Origin of the sequence: Roseobacter fucihabitans, assembly GCF_014337925.2 — a bacterium.
Classification (GTDB): domain Bacteria; phylum Pseudomonadota; class Alphaproteobacteria; order Rhodobacterales; family Rhodobacteraceae; genus Roseobacter; species Roseobacter fucihabitans.
Genome location: NZ_CP143423.1, coordinates 1,191,470 through 1,207,922, shown reverse-complemented (window position 1 = coordinate 1,207,922; position 16,453 = coordinate 1,191,470). Strand labels below are relative to the sequence as shown.

Sequence of the window (16,453 nt, the reverse complement as noted above, 5' to 3'; positions counted from 1 at the left end):
TACCCGAAAAGCACTGGACGCTATGACAGCGTATATTTCCCACGACCAACACGGATCATGCGACCATCGTCACACAGTCCCCGCAGTGCGCGATAACAAGCTTCATGACTAAGATTGATACGGGTCGCCAACTCGGTCACCGTTGCATCGAAGTATCCAGCCTGAACAGCCGCCAAGATGCGTTCTTTGGCTGACGGGATTGCCAGCAACTCGATATGTGCGCGGTACTGTTGGACCTGAACAGCAAGCAATCTTGTGAAGCCTTCACAGAACGCAGGATTGGATTGCATCGTGGCTTTGACATCTGCCTTTGCGATCTTGATGACGCTTCCAGCTTCGGTGCAAATCGCATCGCAATGGTAGGTCTCTGAGAAGACTGAGGCCTCAGCAAACAGCCCGCCCGACACTGCCCTGTGCAAGGTCAAAGTATCGCCACCCAGCCCTGTGCGTTGCAGCGTCACGCACCCAGAGACGACACGGTAAAGCCCCGATGTCGTCTGGTTCTGGCAAAAGAGCACGTCACCCTTTTGCATGTCAATTGTGCGACACGCAGTCGTGGGCAGATGGGAAAAAGGATCAGGAAGCATATGATCCAAATCATAAAGGATCGAAATGGCCTTGGGTAGGGTGATCAAGAAATGGGAGTGTTCAATGAAACTAGGTCTTTTATCAGCAGCCATGTTGTTCGTCGCATCAAATGCCATGGCGCAACATGCGCATTCGTCGGTGTCACCAAGCGAAACGGGCCAGTCCCAGTTCGCAGCGATTGCCGAGATCGTCACTTTGCTGCGTGATGATCCAGACACGGACTGGGCGCAGGTAGATATCCAAGCACTGCGTGATCCCCTCGTGGACATGGACAACGTTACGACGAGGGCGTCGGTTGAGCGAACGGTCGATGGGTTGAGTGTGACGTTCATGGTCACGGGAGACGATGTGGTGGCATCGTCCATCAGGCGCATGGTGTTGGCACACAGCCCGATGTTGCAGGGATCATCGGATTGGACCGTCACCGCTGGGGAAATAGATAATGGCGCATTTATGCTGGTTCAGGTCGGGTCAGATGACGAGATGAGCCAAGTGCTGGGACTGGGATTCTTTGGGCTGATGACAATTGGCGCGCATCACCAACAGCATCACCTAATGATTGTGGTCGGGCGGCCACCTCATTAAACAATACTGAAAGGCAGGCTTCCATGATGAAAATGGTAAAAAGTCAGTGGCGCAATCCGAACGAATGGATGCGTCACGCCTTTCAGAGGTATTATGGCCACCCATACGCCTTCGCTAGGTGGCCAAATCAGAGCATCACTCGCTGCGGACGATCTCGCTGTAGTCGCCGCTCAGTTGCAGCGTGACTGTGATGTCTGCGTCGTCGCGGTTGCGCCAGAACCAGCCGTGGTCGCCCGCAAAGGGCGTCTCGAAGCTGCCCTCACCAGAGGTTTGGCCACGGCCCCGCTCATAAGTCACATCTTCACCACCTGCATGGGCGTGAAGATCGAAGTTGATCCGTCCACCTGTCGCGGACCATGCATAGGTCATGGTCGCCCCTTCCTCCATGGTGGCTTTGATCTCGGTCGATGCACCTGGTTCGAGGGTGAATGTGATCTCGTCCGTCCATGCTTCCTGTGCGTGGGCGGTGGAGACGAACAAGCCGAAGGTGTCATTCATCAGGGATGAGGACTCGTCACCACCATGCAGCAGTTCATCAGCGGCGGCTTCTGCGGCAAGCTGCTGCTTGATCTCACCCATCTCAGTCAGGCCAAGGATGTTGCCCACGCCCGTCGGGTCTGTCCCGTATTCAGCGGGCAGGTAAACGCAGACCCCGATGAACACGGCCCCCATGCCAGCGATGATCGAGGAACGGCGGAGTTGTGCCTTGGTAGGCAGGTCTTCGATGTTGGGTTTTGGTGCATTATGCATGTCTTCTCCGATCTTTACGTGCTGGCGATGTAGCCGGCGATCTGCTGGTACGTCAGCAGAAGGCCAAGGCCGACCATGATGATGTTCGCGACAGATGCCTGACGCATGAAATTGGGGCTACGACGCCAGTAACCCATGACGATCAGGATCACGAAGAGGGCCAGAAGCTGGCCGACCTCCACGCCCACGTTGAACGCCAGAAGGTTGGCCAGAAGCCCGTCTTCGGCGATCTGGTATTCAAGGATTTTGGACGCCAGCCCCGTGCCGTGGAACAGACCAAAGATCAGCGTGGCGGCCTTGGTGTTGGGCTGGTAACCAAGCCACTTCTGGAATGTGCCAAGGTTGTCGAGTGCCTTGTAGACCACCGACAGGCCGATGATGACCAAAGGGGCCGTTTAGCAACGAGCCCACGGGAAATCTCCTCCCGCTCAATCAAGCTCAAAGCTTGAACAGGTCGCCTTCGACAATCAGTCGAGAGGTGAACAGAAATGGTGGACGCCAAGCCTATGGCGCCGCCCGTTCAGATCAGCGCGCGTGGGACTGCACAACACGGCCAAAATCGTGTAAGCTCTCGTTCAACTACCCTTTATGCCAGTTGATCACGCGCAAGCTGCGCCGGAAATGGTCTCCGCAACAGATTGCTGGCTGGCTGAAGCGCAAACACCCGAATAAAGAGCGAAACTGCGTGTCACACGAAACGATCTACCGTAGCCTTTATGTCAAAACCCGTGGGGTTTTAAAGAAGGAATTGCAGGAATGTCTACGCAGCCCACGTGCAATCAGGCGATCTCGCCATGCAACTCAAAAGGGGCTCAAATTGCGCAAGATCAAAGACGTAGTTCCGATCAGTGAACGCCCTCCTGAGGTTGAAGATCGGGCCGTGCCGGGACACTGAGAGGGTGACTTGATCGTCGGCTCCAACAACAGCTACATCGCGACGTTGGTCGAGCGGCATTCACGGTTTGTGATGCTGGCGAAGGTAGAAAACAAGGACACCCAAAGCGTTATCACAACCCTCATCAAACAGGCGCGCAAGCTGCCCAAAAAGCTGTATCGGTCGCTGACATGGGATCGTGGGTCGGAGATGGCCGGGCACCGCAAGTTCACCATGGCAACTAAGATCGACGTCTATTTTTGCGACCCTCAGTCACCTTGGCAATGCGGCAGCAACGAAAATACTAACCGACTTCTGCGCCAATACTTCCCGAAAGGAACTGATATATCGGGCTTTAGTCAGGCCAAACTTAGCGCTGTTGCACGCCAGCTTAACGATCGGCCCAGAAAGACCTTGCAATACCAAACCCCAGCAGAGAAATTTGAAGCCTATGTTGCGGCGACCAGTTGAAACCAAATGGCAAAGCGGCCATTGGAGCAAACGCAGCGAAAGCTAACTTCATCCCGCACTGCGCCAATTCGTTCCGATCGCGACGAATGTCGGGAATTAGTTGAGTTCTTTGCGATACTCGACGTCTGACCAATGTTTGTTGATAGGCAACTGACGGGCCCGCCGGGCAACATCATCGTATGTAACCGGCATGAAATCCCAAACATTGACACCGACATTGACGGAGTTTCGAGAACCGCGCCAGTTATTGTGTACATGCCCAAACAACTGGAGAGCTTCACGTCTCGCGTGGTTCCATGTGATCATTGGGTAGTGACAAAGCGTATTTAGCTGCTTTTTCGGTCCATCGGGCACTTCGGCCATCATTGAAACCGACGTCCAATCCAACGACTGGGTGAGATCGCTGTCGTGATTGCCAATGATCAGATGCTTGCGCGCTCCGGGCAATTGGCCAAAGATTTGTTCTAGGTAGGCGGCATCCTTGGCTGGTGCTCCAAATGCTAAATCTCCAATAATCCACAGATCATCATCCGGATTCACGACCTTCCACATGTTTTCGAGCATGATGCCATCCATATGAGACGCTGATTTGAACGGGCGACCACAAAACCGAATGACGTTTTCATGTCCAAAGTGCGTATCCGCAGTATACCAATTAGTCATCTCGCGATCCCAATCCATGGAGTGTTATCCGGCCTCAATACCGCCCGGTTCAGACCGCGATAGGGCGGAGCATACCTCTGGCGGTCACCCGCTTCCAGCCAAGGCCTTCGAATAAGGCCTCAAACTGGGATTTGTTCATGTTGATCATGCCATCCTGAATGCGCGGCCACTCGAAACCTTTGCCTTCGATGCGTTTGTAAGTCATCACAAGGCCCGTGCCGTCCCAAACGATCAGCTTGAGCCGATCCGCACGTTTCGAACGGAAAATGAAGATGGCTCCACTGAACGGATCAAGGTCAAATTCGTTTTGAAAAATCGCTGCGAGGTCGTCCATCCCCTTTCGGAAGTCAACCGGCTTGCTGGCCACGTAGAATTTGAAGTTGCCTGCTGGAGAGATCATAATCGGCTTTCAAATGCACGGATGAGGCCGACCAAGCCAGCGACGGGGTACGTGGACGGCAGCAACAATTCACATCCGGCGCGTTTGAAAATAATGTGAGAGATCTCGGCCTGTTCAACTGGCTCGATATGTTGAACCTTGATTTCGACAAACACTGGTGTCGGTTCTTGGACCTTTGGTCGTTTTGCCAAGTTCTTTTGCTTAGGCCCCTTCCGCCAGCTGTACGCAGTCTTGTCCGAAATCTGGCACGTCTTCTGGACGTCACCGATTGAAAGCGTACCGGATCTCATGCGCTGCGCCATTTCACGCTTGAATTTTGTGGGCCACAAACGGCGACCGTCTTTTCCAACGGGAATTGAATAACCGAAGGCGTGGAAGACTTTGTTGATTTTCTGATCACGTGAGAGTGCACCTAATGTTTTAATATTCATGATGCCTGTATCCTTTTTTTAGGCATCATATTTTCTCAAATCGAATGTGCTAAGCCCCTTTTTCGGGGGTCAGATGCAACGCTTATTGTGCAACCCGTACAGCTGAAGGTTCAGTGGGACTTCAGCTGACGTGCCGAGCGCATGGCCCACAGAAAGCTCGCCATATAGACCAGCGTCACAATGACCACCGTCGCCCAGAGATACATCAGCAGGGCGGCAATCAGCACCCCCGCCCCGAGCATGAAGAACTTGGTGTTGCTCCGGTCAATCGCTAGATTCTTGAAGGAATAAGTCGGAACGCGGCTGATCATCAACAGGCCCACAAGGCAAATGTAGCCCACCACGACCGCCGGTGGGGTAACGGGCAGGTTTTCAAAGGCCAGCGCCACGATCAGCGGCAACATCACCAGGATCGCGCCCGCCGGAGAGGGCACGCCGACGAAATAATCACTGGCCCGTTCGGTCTTCTCTTCGCGGCTGCTGACGTTAAAACGCGCCAGCCGCAACACGCAGCAGATGGCATAGCACAGCACCGCGATGAAGCCTTCGTTGCGAAAATCCTGCAAGGCCCAATTGTGCAGGATCAGCACCGGGGCCACGCCGAAATTGAGAAAATCCGCCAGCGAATCCAGTTCCGCACCAAAAGGCGTGGCGCTGTTCATCAGCCGCGCCAGACGCCCGTCCAGACAATCCAGCACACAGGCGGCCAGGATCAGCTTGACCGCCATGTCGAAATTGCCCTCATACCCAAAACGGATCGCCGTAAGGCCCGCACAGATCGCTGCAATCGTCAGCATATTGGGCAAAAGGCTCAGGACGCGGACCTTGGTTTCTTTTTCACGCAGAGGCTCGGTCATGGTCTATTGCACCTGCACAGCGCGCGGCGGCTCATCGCAGGTCAGATCGGCAATCACCGTCTCCCCCGCCACCATGCTCTGACCCAAACCGACCATCGGGGCCACACCCTCAGGCAGATACACATCCAGACGCGAGCCAAAGCGGATCAGCCCAAAACGCGCACCGGTCTGCAAGCTGTCACCCTGCGCGGCGAAACAAACGATCCGGCGCGCCACCAGCCCGGCGATCTGCACCACGGCGATCTGACGCCCATCCGCCATCTCGATGCACAGGCTGTTGCGCTCGTTATCCGCGCTGGCCTTATCGAGAGAGGCGTTAAAGAACTTACCGGGCCGGTAGACGATCGCGGCCAGCCGCCCACCGATGGGCATACGGTTCACATGGCAGTTGAACACATTCATGAAAACGCTGACCCGCGTCAGGGCTTTGTCCGACATGCCCAACTCGGGGGGGGGAACGGCCTTTTCGATCAGGGAAATCACCCCGTCGGCAGGACTCACGATCAACCCTTCGCGGGTCGGCGTCGCGCGTTTGGGATCGCGAAAGAAATAATAACACCAGATGGTCAGCAGTAGGCCCAAAAGCCCCAGAAAGGACCAGATCAGATAGAGCACGACCGTCAGGGCCGCGAAAATCGCCACGAATTTGCGCCCCTCCGGGTGCATCGGCTTGATGAAGGTTTCGTGCATTTTCATATAAGCGTCACAATCTTGCGTTGAATGGGGGCTTCCTTGCCCGATCTGGTCGCGCGCCACAATACCCTATTGGCACTCCGACGGCGCGACCGCAGGCGCAAAGCACGCCATAACTGTGCCGTGCTACAGGCATACCAAAGCGTATCATACCGAATAAGAGCACCGACCGAGGTTTGGGTTTTCGAAAACCGCAGCAAGGCCCTCGCCGAGAATGTCGGTTTTTTCTGGGCCGCCGGGGCCGCAGTGGGGCGTACCGCCTCCGCCCGTGTCGATCAAAGAAGCCGGATCACGTGTTTTCTCGCAACGGCGACAGGAGCAGGATGCCTGCGCCAAATTGCGCAGGATTGCAGCCCTACCCGCATCCCGACAACGCGTCCCCCGTTTTTGCAGGCCGCGCCAGACCCGGCCACGATCTACAAGACTCCCATCAGCCCAAACACGGGCTCATGGGATTTCGCCGGACGCTGGCCGCTCTGCGCATCACCCTTGCAACAGGGCCTCAGAAATCCAGCCCTGTGGGTCGCGATCAACCCGGGCGCATGGCGCGCGCCATCTGGGCCGCCTCTTGGATCACATCCAGATCCAGGCCGGTATCATAGCCCAGGGCCGCAAGGTGTTTAGCCACAGCTTCGGTTGCAACATTGCCCGCAGCACCCGGCGCGAAAGGACATCCTCCGAGCCCGCCAACCGCCGCATCAAACACCCGCACGCCCAGACTGAGCGAGGCATCAATATTCGCCATCGCGCGATCATGCGTGTCATGATAATGCCCCGCCAGTCGCCCGACCGGGACGACATCACGCACCGCCAGCAACATGCGCGCGATGCTATCGGGGGTTCCCGCCCCTATTGTGTCCCCCAGGCTGATTTCATAGCACCCCATGCCAAAGAGCTTGTCGGCAACCTGCGCCACTGCTGCGGGTGCGACGGCGCCGTCATACGGGCATTCGATCACACAGGACACATAGCCGCGCACCGGCAGGTCGATGTGACGCGCTTCCTCCAGAAGCGGTGCGAAGCGGGCAAGGCTCTCGGCGATGCTGGCGTTGATATTGGCCTGCGAAAAGCCCTCAGACGCGGAAGCAAAAACGGCAATCTCATCAACCCCTGCGGCCTGCGCGTCCTGAAACCCGCGCATGTTGGGCGTGAGCGCGCCGTAGCGCACCCCGTCCGCGCGCCGGATGCCCGCCATCACCTCGCCCGATCCGGCCATTTGCGGCACCCGTTTGGGCGAGACGAAACTCCCCGCCTCGATGCGGCGTAACCCCGCCCGACTCAGCGTATCGATCAGCGCGATCTTCTCGCCGACCGGAATGTCGCGCGCTTCGTTTTGCAACCCGTCACGCGGGCCCACTTCGAATATCTCACAGGTTCCCAAACTCATCGCGCATCCTCCCCTTGATCGCTGCTCGCCTCACTCTAACGGCCAAGGCGCGTAAAAGTCTTGTGCATAAATTCCGTCGCCCTTGGGCAGGGAAGCCTTGAAGCTCTCACGCTCGGTGATACGCTCGTACCACTCTGCGGTGGCGGGATGATCCTTCAGTGTTGCGAAATGGCGCGCCATATACACCGCCTGCCCCACAGAAATATCCACCGCCGAAAACCCCGACGTCAGCAGATAGTCGCGGTTTTCGACAGGTGTGCTCAACCGCGCCTCGATGGCGTCATAGCATTTGCGCACCCGCGCGGCTTCGAGTTTCATCACGATGGGGCTGCGCATATGATCCTCGCGCAGCGCAATATGCTGCTGGGTCAAAGCGGCGGTATGCTGGCTCAGTGTTTCGGAGAAATGCAGCCAGACCAGCCAGGACATACGATTGGGACTGCCCGGCATCCGGCCCAGCCGCTCGGGGCTGTAGCGTTCGCACAGATACTCGGTAATCGCGCCCGTCTCAAACATCCGCTCACCGTCAATTTCCAACGCTGGCACGCGCCCCGCAGGGGACAGGCTGAGAAACTCCGGTGTGCGCAGGGTGCGATCAAACGGGTAACTGCGCAGCTGGAAGGGCACATCCAATTCGTGCAGCAACCACAGCGTTCGCATCGAGCGTGTTTGCGGACAATGGTGTAACGTGATCATGGCGTCTCCTTACTTTTCCACTCAGATCAGCGCGGCGGTCCCTGCGACCTGATCCCTTTGCGCATCAGCACTCTGGCCACATCATCGCCAGCGGCAAGCCGCACTGGCGCTGTTTTCATCCCATCCGGCACCGCAAGGCGTGCGCTCCGGAGCGGGCCCGGCAGGCGGCCCTTGTGATACAAGTACAGCGCAGAGGCGGCACAGATGGTCCTGCGGGGCAATGATATGGAATACAAGCGTAAAATTCTCAAGCGCCCTCACCGGCTGGCTCTGCACGTATATTGGCCATGAGATGTGCAGTTTTGTAATGTTCCGCAACGCGTTGAGCCAGCCGAATGGGGCGGTTTTGGTCGACCTTTTCAGCCCTGTTGCGGGTGTTTGGGGAACCCAGATCGGTATGCAAACTCCGTGATGCAAGGACCAATCGACAGCCTTCCTGCCGCATGATCGCGGCCAGTGTGCTGTTGTCGGTGCGCCGGTAGTCCTCCAACCAAGCGGCGTGATTGGCATAGGTGCCGCCTTTTACCCTCCCGTCATTGCAAAACACAGCTATCGCCTGCCCCTGCGTCCACATTAGGCCCGCCAACACCCCGCAGAGTCGTACCCTCCTCACTCCCTGCGCCACCATTTTGGCGACCGCAGCCAAAGCGGCGCTGGATGTCATCCCCCCACACGCCTCCCGTTCGCACATCTGGTCTGCGGGGGATTGGCATGATCGCAATGTCTCGGCACCAGCGAGCCGCATGGCCTCCTACCGCTTAGCGATACACGCCGGACGCCAAATAGTGCCGCACCCGGTGCACTCAGCCTGCCAGCGGCACAGGGCTGATCACCGCAATGTCCTCGGCACCCCCGGAAAGTACCGATTACGCTTTCATATTTCTGGTGCGGCAGGGAGGATGGCACCCCGCGGCCTGTCTAACAGGCGTCCAAACCGGTCTGCCGGATACTCAAAACCGCCGCTTTCGGGCGAAACGCAGCGGATAATGATCCAGATACGTCCCTGATCGCCGGGGATCGCCGTACAATCGGTCACGCGCGCATCCGCACCGGCCTCGTCCAGATAGCGTTGCGCATAGGCATTTATCACATCGGTCTCCGTGATCGTGGCTGCAATCCAGCCCCAGCGAAATCCCCAGATGCCAAGCGCCACAACAAGCAAGGTCAGCGGGGTCCACCAGAGCCAGGCGGGCATCACTCCCCAAACCGGCGCGATAAACGTGCCGTTTGGAGTGCTGTGAGCTCGAGAAGGCACTGCAGCGTCGCGGGCCCACCGCCAGTGCCACCGCCCCAGAGGCTGCGTTCATAGGCGCAGGTCGCGTCGCGAAACGGCATCCAGGCGCGCTGCATCGCGACAAGGGCTTGCGACATGCTTGGCACCGTTGCCCCAAGCTCAAGCATCTCCGCTTCCGTCGCCTTTGCCTGCCGCAGAACCTTCTGGTACGCAGCATTCAGCAGAGACTCCCAGAGCATGAGCTCTCCCTCAAGGCACCCGACCATACCGACCGTCGTATAACCCGCAGCGTTCGCCTCCATACAGCCATTTGCCGATAATCCGACACAATCCGAGAGGGCGGCATCATCGCTCAGGCGATCAAGACAGCTTTGGGTTTGCCTGTCCGAATAGGCGATATCCTGCGCCGCGAGCGGTAGGGGAAGCGCCAGTATAAAAAGGGTCCAGAAGCGGATCATGCCTTTCCAGAAGCGGATCATGCCTTTAAAGCCCATCTGTTGCCACCCCCCCGGCCGAGGCCCGTTCTCGCAAAGCCGTGCCACCGCGTCGTCGTTTTTTGCGCCGCCCTGCCCCTTAGGGCATAGCATATCGACACCCCCCTGGGGTGGATCGGCCTCGGGTCCCCTCAGCATCGCGCCAATCTCCTTCGCATGTTTACGTACAACCCCTTCAAGCCCCCACGGCCCAGCCTTTCAGCCAAGCCTGACATGCGCAGGTTCGGTATGGGGCCTATTGGGCCGCCCTGACCTGTCGTTGATATACAGCACTCACCTCTGATCGGATGATCCGGGAAATCAGAGCGCAATCCTCCAGCGAAAACGTCAAAGGCACCCGCATGTCCACGATGCCCGCAAGCAGGCGATCCGTTGCCGGCATGGCGGGCGCATCGGCATATCGCCAGCTGTCATAGCGGCTGGTGAACCCCACAGGCTCGGCATTGCCGAACCATTTCAGCTCGACCCCCCGCGCCGCACAGCGCGCCAGCACATCGCGCAGATCGCCCGCGTCCCAATCCAGCAATAGGAACTGGATCGACGAGCCGACAATGGTTTCCTGTTCAGGTCGCTCGATCACCGTCAGACCGGGCGTGTCGCGCAGCCCCTGTTCCAGCGCGCCGTACCGTTCGTTCCAGCGCGCGCATTGCGTCGCCAGATCCGCCACCTGCGGGCGCAGGATCGCCGCGCGCAGGTTGTCCATACGGCCCGAAATATTCGGCGTTTCATAGCGGATCTTGTCAAAGGCCTCCTTGGGCGGTCCCGCAAGATGGCGTTCAAACATCATGTAGGACCCCGAGAGCATGATCGAACGGGCCGCAATTTCCGGGTCATCCGTGACCAGAAAACCGCCCTCGCCGGAATTGACATGCTTGTAGGTCTGGCAGGAATAACACCCCACTGCGCCCGAGCGGCCGGATGGCACGCCGTTCCACGCGGCCCCCATCGTGTGGGCGCAATCCTCGATCACCGTGACACCGGCACCGTCACAGATCGCCATCAAGCGGTCCATATCACAGATATGTCCGCGCATATGGCTGAGCAACAAGACGCTGGCCTGTCCGATTTTGGCCTCCAGATCGTCCAGATCAATCGTGAGGCTCTGCGTAACACCGACAAAAATAGGACGCGCCCCCACCGCCGCAATCGCTCCCGGCACAGGGGCCAGCGTAAAGGCATTGGAGAGCACCGGATCGCCCGGTTTCACCCCCACAGCGCGCAGGGCCGTCGCCATCGCATAGCCCCCCGAGGCCACGGCCAGACAGTATTTGGCACCGACCGTGGCGGCGAATTCCTGCTCCAGCAAAGCGGTTTCGCTGATCTCATCAGCGACGGTGTTATATCGATGCAACCGCCCATGTTGCAGCACGGCCATGGCCGCTGTGATCCCGGCTCGCGGGATGGGTTCCTGCTGGGTGAAACTGCCCTTGAAAACTTCTGTCATATCGCCCCTCTTGATGGGCTGAACTGTGCCGCGCCCCGTGCGCGTGGTCAAGCCAGCAAGCGGTCCACAATCTGCGGCAAATCCGCGAAATCCTGAAGCAATGCCTCAGGCTCCAGCGCCGCCATATCCCCGCCCGCCGGGCCAAACGTCACCAGCACACAAGGCACCCCGGCCGCTTTGGCGGTATTTCGGTCCGTATCGGAATCGCCGATCAGCACGCATTGCATCGGATCCCCCCCCGCCCGGCGCGCCGCTTCATAAAGCGGTTCAGGGTCGGGTTTTCGCGTGGGCAACGTGTCCGCACCAATCATTGACATGAAATTATCCCGCACGCCGAGCCGTCGCAGTAACGTTTCCGCAAGGGCTTCGGGCTTATTGGTGCAAATACCGACGCCGTAGCCCATGTCTTTTAGGTGCGCCACGGCCTCCATGGCGTGGGGATAAAGCTTTGTATGCACATCAATCGAGGCCCCATATGCCTCCAGCAACACCGGATAATACCGATCCAGCGTCGCCGCGTCATCAGCCCGCCCCAAGCGCGTCATGCCCAACCGCAGCATCGCTCGCCCGCCCCGCAGCGCCGTCCCGGCATCCTTTGAGGGGTCCAGCACATCCCCCTCTCCCATGGCGCGGAAACAATGATTGGCCGCTGCGATCAAATCGCCACTGGTATCGGCAAGCGTGCCATCCAGGTCAAAAATTACCGTTTTCATCTTCGTTCCCCGATCTTTTCGTTGGGCGAAACATCGCCACGCGATGTTGCAAGGCGCAACCATCTTTGATGCGGCCGTGGCTTGCGCCGCGCCGCCAGAGCGATAAACAGGGCCAGAGCAGAACACAAAGAGAAAAAACATGAAAACCGCATTGGTCATCCTTGCCGCCGGCAAAGGCACCCGGATGAATTCGGACCTGCCCAAGGTCATGCACCCTCTCGCAGGTGCGCCCCTGTTCGTCCATGCGATGCAGGCGGGCGCATCGCTCGCGCCGGATCACACCGTCGTGGTAGCCGGGCATGGGGCCGATATGGTGCGCAGGGCGGCGCTGGCGCATGATGAAACGGCGCAGGTCGTGGAGCAGACAGAGCAGCTTGGCACAGCCCATGCCGCCGCACAGGCGCGCGCGGCGCTCGCCGGGTTTGACGGCACCGCCATTGTGTTGTTCGGGGACACGCCTTTCGTGCGCCCCGCAACGCTGGAGCAGATGGTTGCGGCGCAGGTTGACAGCGATGTGGTGATCCTGGGCTTTGAGGCCGCGGATCCCGGACGCTATGGGCGTCTGGTGATGCAGGGCGAGCACCTTGAGCGCATTGTCGAGTTCAAGGACGCGACCTCCTCTGAGCGCGCCATCCCCCTGTGCAACAGTGGCGTTATTGCCTGTCACGCGGCCACGCTGTTCGATCTGATCGACGCTGTTGAAAACGACAATGCGGCCGGGGAATATTATCTGACGGATATTGTCGCATTGGCGCGTGCAAAGGGGCTGAACGCGAGCGTCGTGCGCTGCGAGGAAAGCGAAACGCTGGGCATCAATACGCGGGCGGAACTTGCCGGAGCCGAGGCCGCGTTCCAACGCCGCGCGCGGGCATTGGCCTTTGAGGACGGGGTGACGATGCCTGCACCCGAAACGGTTCATTTTGCCTTTGACACTGTCATCGGGCGGGACACGGTGGTGGAACCCAACGTCGTATTCGGCCCCGGTGTCACGGTGGAATCCGGCGTCACGGTGCGTGCGTTTTCGCATCTGGAAGGCTGTCATGTGGCGCGCGGCGCGGTCGTGGGGCCTTATGCGCGCCTGCGCCCCGGAACGGAGCTGAGCGAGAACACGCGGGTTGGGAATTTCGTGGAAATCAAGAACGCGCGCATTGGCGAGAACAGCAAGGTCAACCATCTCAGCTATATCGGCGATGCGACGCTGGGCCGGAGCACGAATGTTGGCGCGGGCACCATCACCTGCAATTATGACGGGGTGATGAAGCATCACACGGTGATCGGCGACAATGCCTTTATCGGGTCCAACACCATGCTGGTGGCTCCTGTTCAGATCGGCGATGGCGCGATGACGGGCAGCGGGTCGGTGATCACATCCGACGTCGACGCAGACGCGCTGGCCCTCGCGCGCGCCCCGCAAATCGAAAAACCGGGCAGAGCAGCAAAATTGTTGCAAATTCTCAAAGCCAAGAAGGCCAAACTCCAAAGGAGCAGCTGAAAATGTGCGGAATTGTTGGGGTGCTGGGCAATCACGAAGCCGCACCGATCCTTGTGGAGGCGCTCAAGCGCCTTGAATATCGCGGCTATGACAGCGCGGGCATTGCAACGGTGGAGGACGGGGTTCTCGACCGGCGCCGCGCGGTTGGAAAGCTGGTGAACCTGTCGGATCTTCTGGTGCATGAACCGCTGGCCGGGAAATCGGGCATTGGTCATACCCGCTGGGCCACTCATGGCGCACCCACCGTTACAAACGCCCACCCGCATCAGGCGGGCCGTGTGGCGGTGGTCCATAACGGGATCATCGAGAATTTTCGGGATCTGAGAGCGGAACTGACGGGCCTTGGCATTCAATTCGTGACCGAAACCGACACCGAAACGGTTGCCCTTCTGACCGAGCATTATATGGCGGATGGTATGACGCCTGTGGAGGCGGCGAACAAGGCGCTTGACCGGCTGGAGGGGGCATTTGCGCTGGCCTTCCTGTTTTCAGGAGAAGATGATTTGATCTTTGCCGCACGCAAGGGCTCGCCGCTCGCCATCGGGCATGGTGACGGCGAAATGTTCGTGGGCTCGGATGCCATTGCGCTTTCGCCCCTGACGGACCGGATCAGCTACCTCGAAGAGGGCGACCGCGCGATCGTGACCCGCACCTCTTTGGAAATTCGTGACATCAACGAGGTGCTGGCAAACCGCCCCATCAAGACCGTACGGCTTGATGATACACGCATCGACAAGGCCGGTCACAAACACTTCATGGCCAAGGAAATTGCCGAACAACCCACGGTCATCGGACAGGCCATTGGCAATTACATTGATCATGAGGGCAATATCACCCTGCCCGATCCCGGTCTGGATTTTGCAACACTGGACCGGCTGACACTGGTGGCCTGCGGCACGGCATATTACGCTTGTCTCACGGCGAAATACTGGTTTGAGCAGATCGCGCGCATCCCCGTGGACGTCGATGTGGCCTCGGAATTCCGCTACCGCGAACCGCCGATCCCGGCCCGCACCACGGCCCTGTTCGTCAGCCAGTCCGGAGAGACTGCCGACACGCTGGCCGCCCTGCGTTATTGTGAGGGCAAGGCAGATCGTATCGTCTGTGTCGTCAATGTACCCGAAAGCTCAATCGCGCGGGAAAGCGATCTGGTCCTGCCCATCCATGCCGGTGTGGAAGTGGGCGTCGCCTCGACAAAGGCCTTCACCTGTCAGCTTGTCGTGTTGTTTCTTTTGGCACTGAAGGCCGCGCGCGATCGGGGCGAGATGGACGGTGATGCGCTGGCCGATCACCTCTCCGCGCTGCGCAGCATGCCCAGCGTGCTCAGCACGGCCCTTGAGGCCAATGCGCAGATGCAAAAGGCCTCGCTCAAATTGGCCGAAGCGCGCGATGTCTTATTTCTGGGGCGCGGCCTGATGTACCCGCTGGCGCTGGAGGGGGCGTTAAAGTTAAAGGAAATCAGCTATATACACGCCGAGGCCTATGCCTCAGGCGAATTGAAACACGGGCCCATCGCCTTGATCGACAAGGCGGTTCCGGTGGTTGTGATGGCCCCGCGCGACAATCTTTTTGACAAGACTGTGAGCAATATGCAGGAGGTCATGGCCCGCAAGGGGCGCGTCATCCTGATCTCAGATCGTGCAGGTATCGAGGCCGCTGGCGAGGGGGCGTTTGCCACGATCGAATTGCCGAGCGTTCCCGACGCGCTGACCCCGCTGCTCTATGCCATCCCGGCGCAATTGCTGGCCTATCACACGGCAGTGGCCAAGGGCACGGATGTCGATCAGCCGCGCAATCTGGCGAAATCCGTGACAGTGGAGTAGAGAGAGATGCGGGAGAAATGGCAACTTGTTGCCAATTTTTTATTACAACTATATGTTTTTAAAGTATTTTTATACCTATTTCTGAAAAACATGTCGTAAACTGCTTAATGGGCCATCTGAGACTTATTGAGGCATCGCCGGTCGCGGAAACATGCTATATGTCAAAACCAAAGAATTTCGCTCGAGAACCGGTGCAGAAATTGTATTGATGCTAAACCGGTATGGTCAGCCGGCCTTCTGACCTAATGTTTTTGTGACTTCCGAATATGTCGTCGCGGGCCTTGCAGCGAACACACAAGTAAAAGTTCTGCGATTAATTGGTATGGCGCACATATAGGCGGATTCGAAATTTAGAGATTTTGATAAAGAGCTTGTTGATGGCCCAATTCTATCTATGGACGATATCTCGAGGCTTTCCGACTTCCTGGCACTCAACGCCCGATCCCAACTACTCAGATCCGAAGACAACGGCAGTGCGAAGCATTCAAAAAAACCTTCGCCAAACTAGGAGTTTTCGACCGCATCCAGGAGACTTGGCGACGCAAAAAGCCCATTCATCAGGCCCTGAAGAAGTAGCCAGCCGTATGCGCTGGATTACCGACATTGGAACACGGTGCCGTCTCGGTCGAAATGGGCAGTGCCTTGCAACAATCAAACGTACTGAGCCCAACATTTCTTCGCTGTTTTGATAGCGGAAGAATTGAAACCGCAGAAAATTAGACTGCTACCAAAGGTAGCACAGGTTCCACACAGTGACAGATAACTACTCCCCACTTCGTCGTCCGAGATTCTCACGAAATCGTTCAATCTCTTTGGCCATGTGTTCACCACTGTAGACAAGCGAGGTCTCATGGCGCG

General features: G+C 58.2%; 16 protein-coding genes and 2 pseudogenes. 4 read left to right on the top strand and 14 right to left on the bottom strand.

The window, feature by feature from the left end; all coding sequences use genetic code 11:
* Positions 1-20 precede the first annotated feature (20 nt).
* On the bottom strand, positions 21-704 hold the full coding sequence (locus ROLI_RS06030) for a Crp/Fnr family transcriptional regulator (protein WP_338469241.1): 684 nt from the start codon (positions 702-704) through the stop codon (positions 21-23).
* Here ROLI_RS06030 and ROLI_RS06025 point away from each other — a divergent pair.
* Complete coding sequence (locus ROLI_RS06025; RefSeq protein ID WP_187428686.1) at positions 652-1,173, top strand: hypothetical protein; 522 nt, start codon at positions 652-654, stop codon at positions 1,171-1,173. The genes ROLI_RS06030 and ROLI_RS06025 overlap by 53 nt on opposite strands.
* Positions 1,174-1,308: 135 nt before the next feature.
* Here the strand turns inward: ROLI_RS06025 and ROLI_RS06020 are convergent, their stop codons facing one another.
* Together ROLI_RS06020 and ROLI_RS06015 are read right to left on the bottom strand one after the other, a co-directional pair.
* Positions 1,309-1,923, bottom strand: coding sequence for a transmembrane anchor protein (locus ROLI_RS06020; protein WP_187428687.1), 615 nt, complete (start codon positions 1,921-1,923; stop codon positions 1,309-1,311).
* A gap of 14 nt (positions 1,924-1,937) precedes the next feature.
* Positions 1,938-2,303: pseudogene (locus ROLI_RS06015) on the bottom strand (HupE/UreJ family protein); the annotation flags it as partial.
* A 56-nt stretch (positions 2,304-2,359) separates the two neighbouring features.
* On the opposite strand from ROLI_RS06015, the pseudogene ROLI_RS06010 reads away from it, so the two are divergent.
* A pseudogene (locus ROLI_RS06010) lies at positions 2,360-3,268 on the top strand (IS30 family transposase); the annotation flags it as partial.
* A gap of 96 nt (positions 3,269-3,364) precedes the next feature.
* Here the strand turns inward: ROLI_RS06010 and ROLI_RS06005 are convergent.
* The 11 genes from ROLI_RS06005 to ROLI_RS05955 all read right to left on the bottom strand — a co-directional run bounded on the left by ROLI_RS06005 (position 3,365) and on the right by ROLI_RS05955 (position 12,280).
* Complete coding sequence (locus ROLI_RS06005; protein ID WP_262386389.1) at positions 3,365-3,949, bottom strand: metallophosphoesterase; 585 nt, start codon at positions 3,947-3,949, stop codon at positions 3,365-3,367.
* 31 nt (positions 3,950-3,980) lie between these two features.
* Positions 3,981-4,331: an IS66 family insertion sequence element accessory protein TnpB gene (gene tnpB / locus ROLI_RS06000; protein WP_187428688.1), complete on the bottom strand. Its 351-nt coding sequence runs from the start codon at positions 4,329-4,331 to the stop codon at positions 3,981-3,983.
* Complete coding sequence (locus ROLI_RS05995) at positions 4,328-4,762, bottom strand: hypothetical protein (protein ID WP_187428689.1); 435 nt, start codon at positions 4,760-4,762, stop codon at positions 4,328-4,330. Before ROLI_RS05995 ends, tnpB begins: the two co-directional genes overlap by 4 nt.
* Before the next feature lie 110 nt (positions 4,763-4,872).
* Positions 4,873-5,619, bottom strand: coding sequence for a CDP-diacylglycerol--serine O-phosphatidyltransferase (gene pssA / locus ROLI_RS05990; protein WP_187428690.1), 747 nt, complete (start codon positions 5,617-5,619; stop codon positions 4,873-4,875).
* A 3-nt stretch (positions 5,620-5,622) separates the two neighbouring features.
* The gene (locus ROLI_RS05985; RefSeq protein WP_316247400.1) at positions 5,623-6,360 is read right to left on the bottom strand and encodes a phosphatidylserine decarboxylase; all 738 of its coding nucleotides are present in this window, start codon (positions 6,358-6,360) and stop codon (positions 5,623-5,625) included.
* Positions 6,361-6,841: 481 nt separating this feature from the next.
* The gene (locus tag ROLI_RS05980) at positions 6,842-7,699 is read right to left on the bottom strand and encodes a hydroxymethylglutaryl-CoA lyase (RefSeq protein ID WP_187428692.1); all 858 of its coding nucleotides are present in this window, start codon (positions 7,697-7,699) and stop codon (positions 6,842-6,844) included.
* A 30-nt stretch (positions 7,700-7,729) separates the two neighbouring features.
* Positions 7,730-8,395: a glutathione S-transferase family protein gene (locus ROLI_RS05975; protein WP_187428693.1), complete on the bottom strand. Its 666-nt coding sequence runs from the start codon at positions 8,393-8,395 to the stop codon at positions 7,730-7,732.
* Positions 8,396-9,269: 874 nt separating this feature from the next.
* Positions 9,270-9,590 (bottom strand): hypothetical protein, encoded by a 321-nt coding sequence (locus tag ROLI_RS05970; protein ID WP_187428694.1) that lies wholly within the window; start codon positions 9,588-9,590, stop codon positions 9,270-9,272.
* Positions 9,590-10,261 carry a lysozyme inhibitor LprI family protein gene (locus ROLI_RS05965; RefSeq protein WP_262386390.1) on the bottom strand — a complete coding sequence of 224 codons (672 nt, stop codon included), beginning with the start codon at positions 10,259-10,261 and terminating at the stop codon, positions 9,590-9,592. Before ROLI_RS05965 ends, ROLI_RS05970 begins: the two co-directional genes overlap by 1 nt.
* 97 nt (positions 10,262-10,358) lie before the next feature.
* Positions 10,359-11,567 carry a DegT/DnrJ/EryC1/StrS aminotransferase family protein gene (locus ROLI_RS05960; RefSeq protein WP_187428695.1) on the bottom strand — a complete coding sequence of 403 codons (1,209 nt, stop codon included), beginning with the start codon at positions 11,565-11,567 and terminating at the stop codon, positions 10,359-10,361.
* A 47-nt stretch (positions 11,568-11,614) separates the two neighbouring features.
* Entirely contained in the window at positions 11,615-12,280 is a 666-nt protein-coding gene (locus ROLI_RS05955; protein ID WP_187428696.1) for an HAD-IIIA family hydrolase, read from the bottom strand.
* Between the two features lie 139 nt (positions 12,281-12,419).
* On the opposite strand from ROLI_RS05955, the gene glmU reads away from it, so the two are divergent.
* Both glmU and glmS read left to right on the top strand, forming a co-directional pair.
* Positions 12,420-13,772 carry a bifunctional UDP-N-acetylglucosamine diphosphorylase/glucosamine-1-phosphate N-acetyltransferase GlmU gene (glmU, locus tag ROLI_RS05950; protein ID WP_187428697.1) on the top strand — a complete coding sequence of 451 codons (1,353 nt, stop codon included), beginning with the start codon at positions 12,420-12,422 and terminating at the stop codon, positions 13,770-13,772.
* Between the two features lie 2 nt (positions 13,773-13,774).
* Positions 13,775-15,595 (top strand): glutamine--fructose-6-phosphate transaminase (isomerizing), encoded by a 1,821-nt coding sequence (glmS, locus tag ROLI_RS05945; RefSeq protein ID WP_187428698.1) that lies wholly within the window; start codon positions 13,775-13,777, stop codon positions 15,593-15,595.
* Positions 15,596-16,453: the final 858 nt, after the last annotated feature.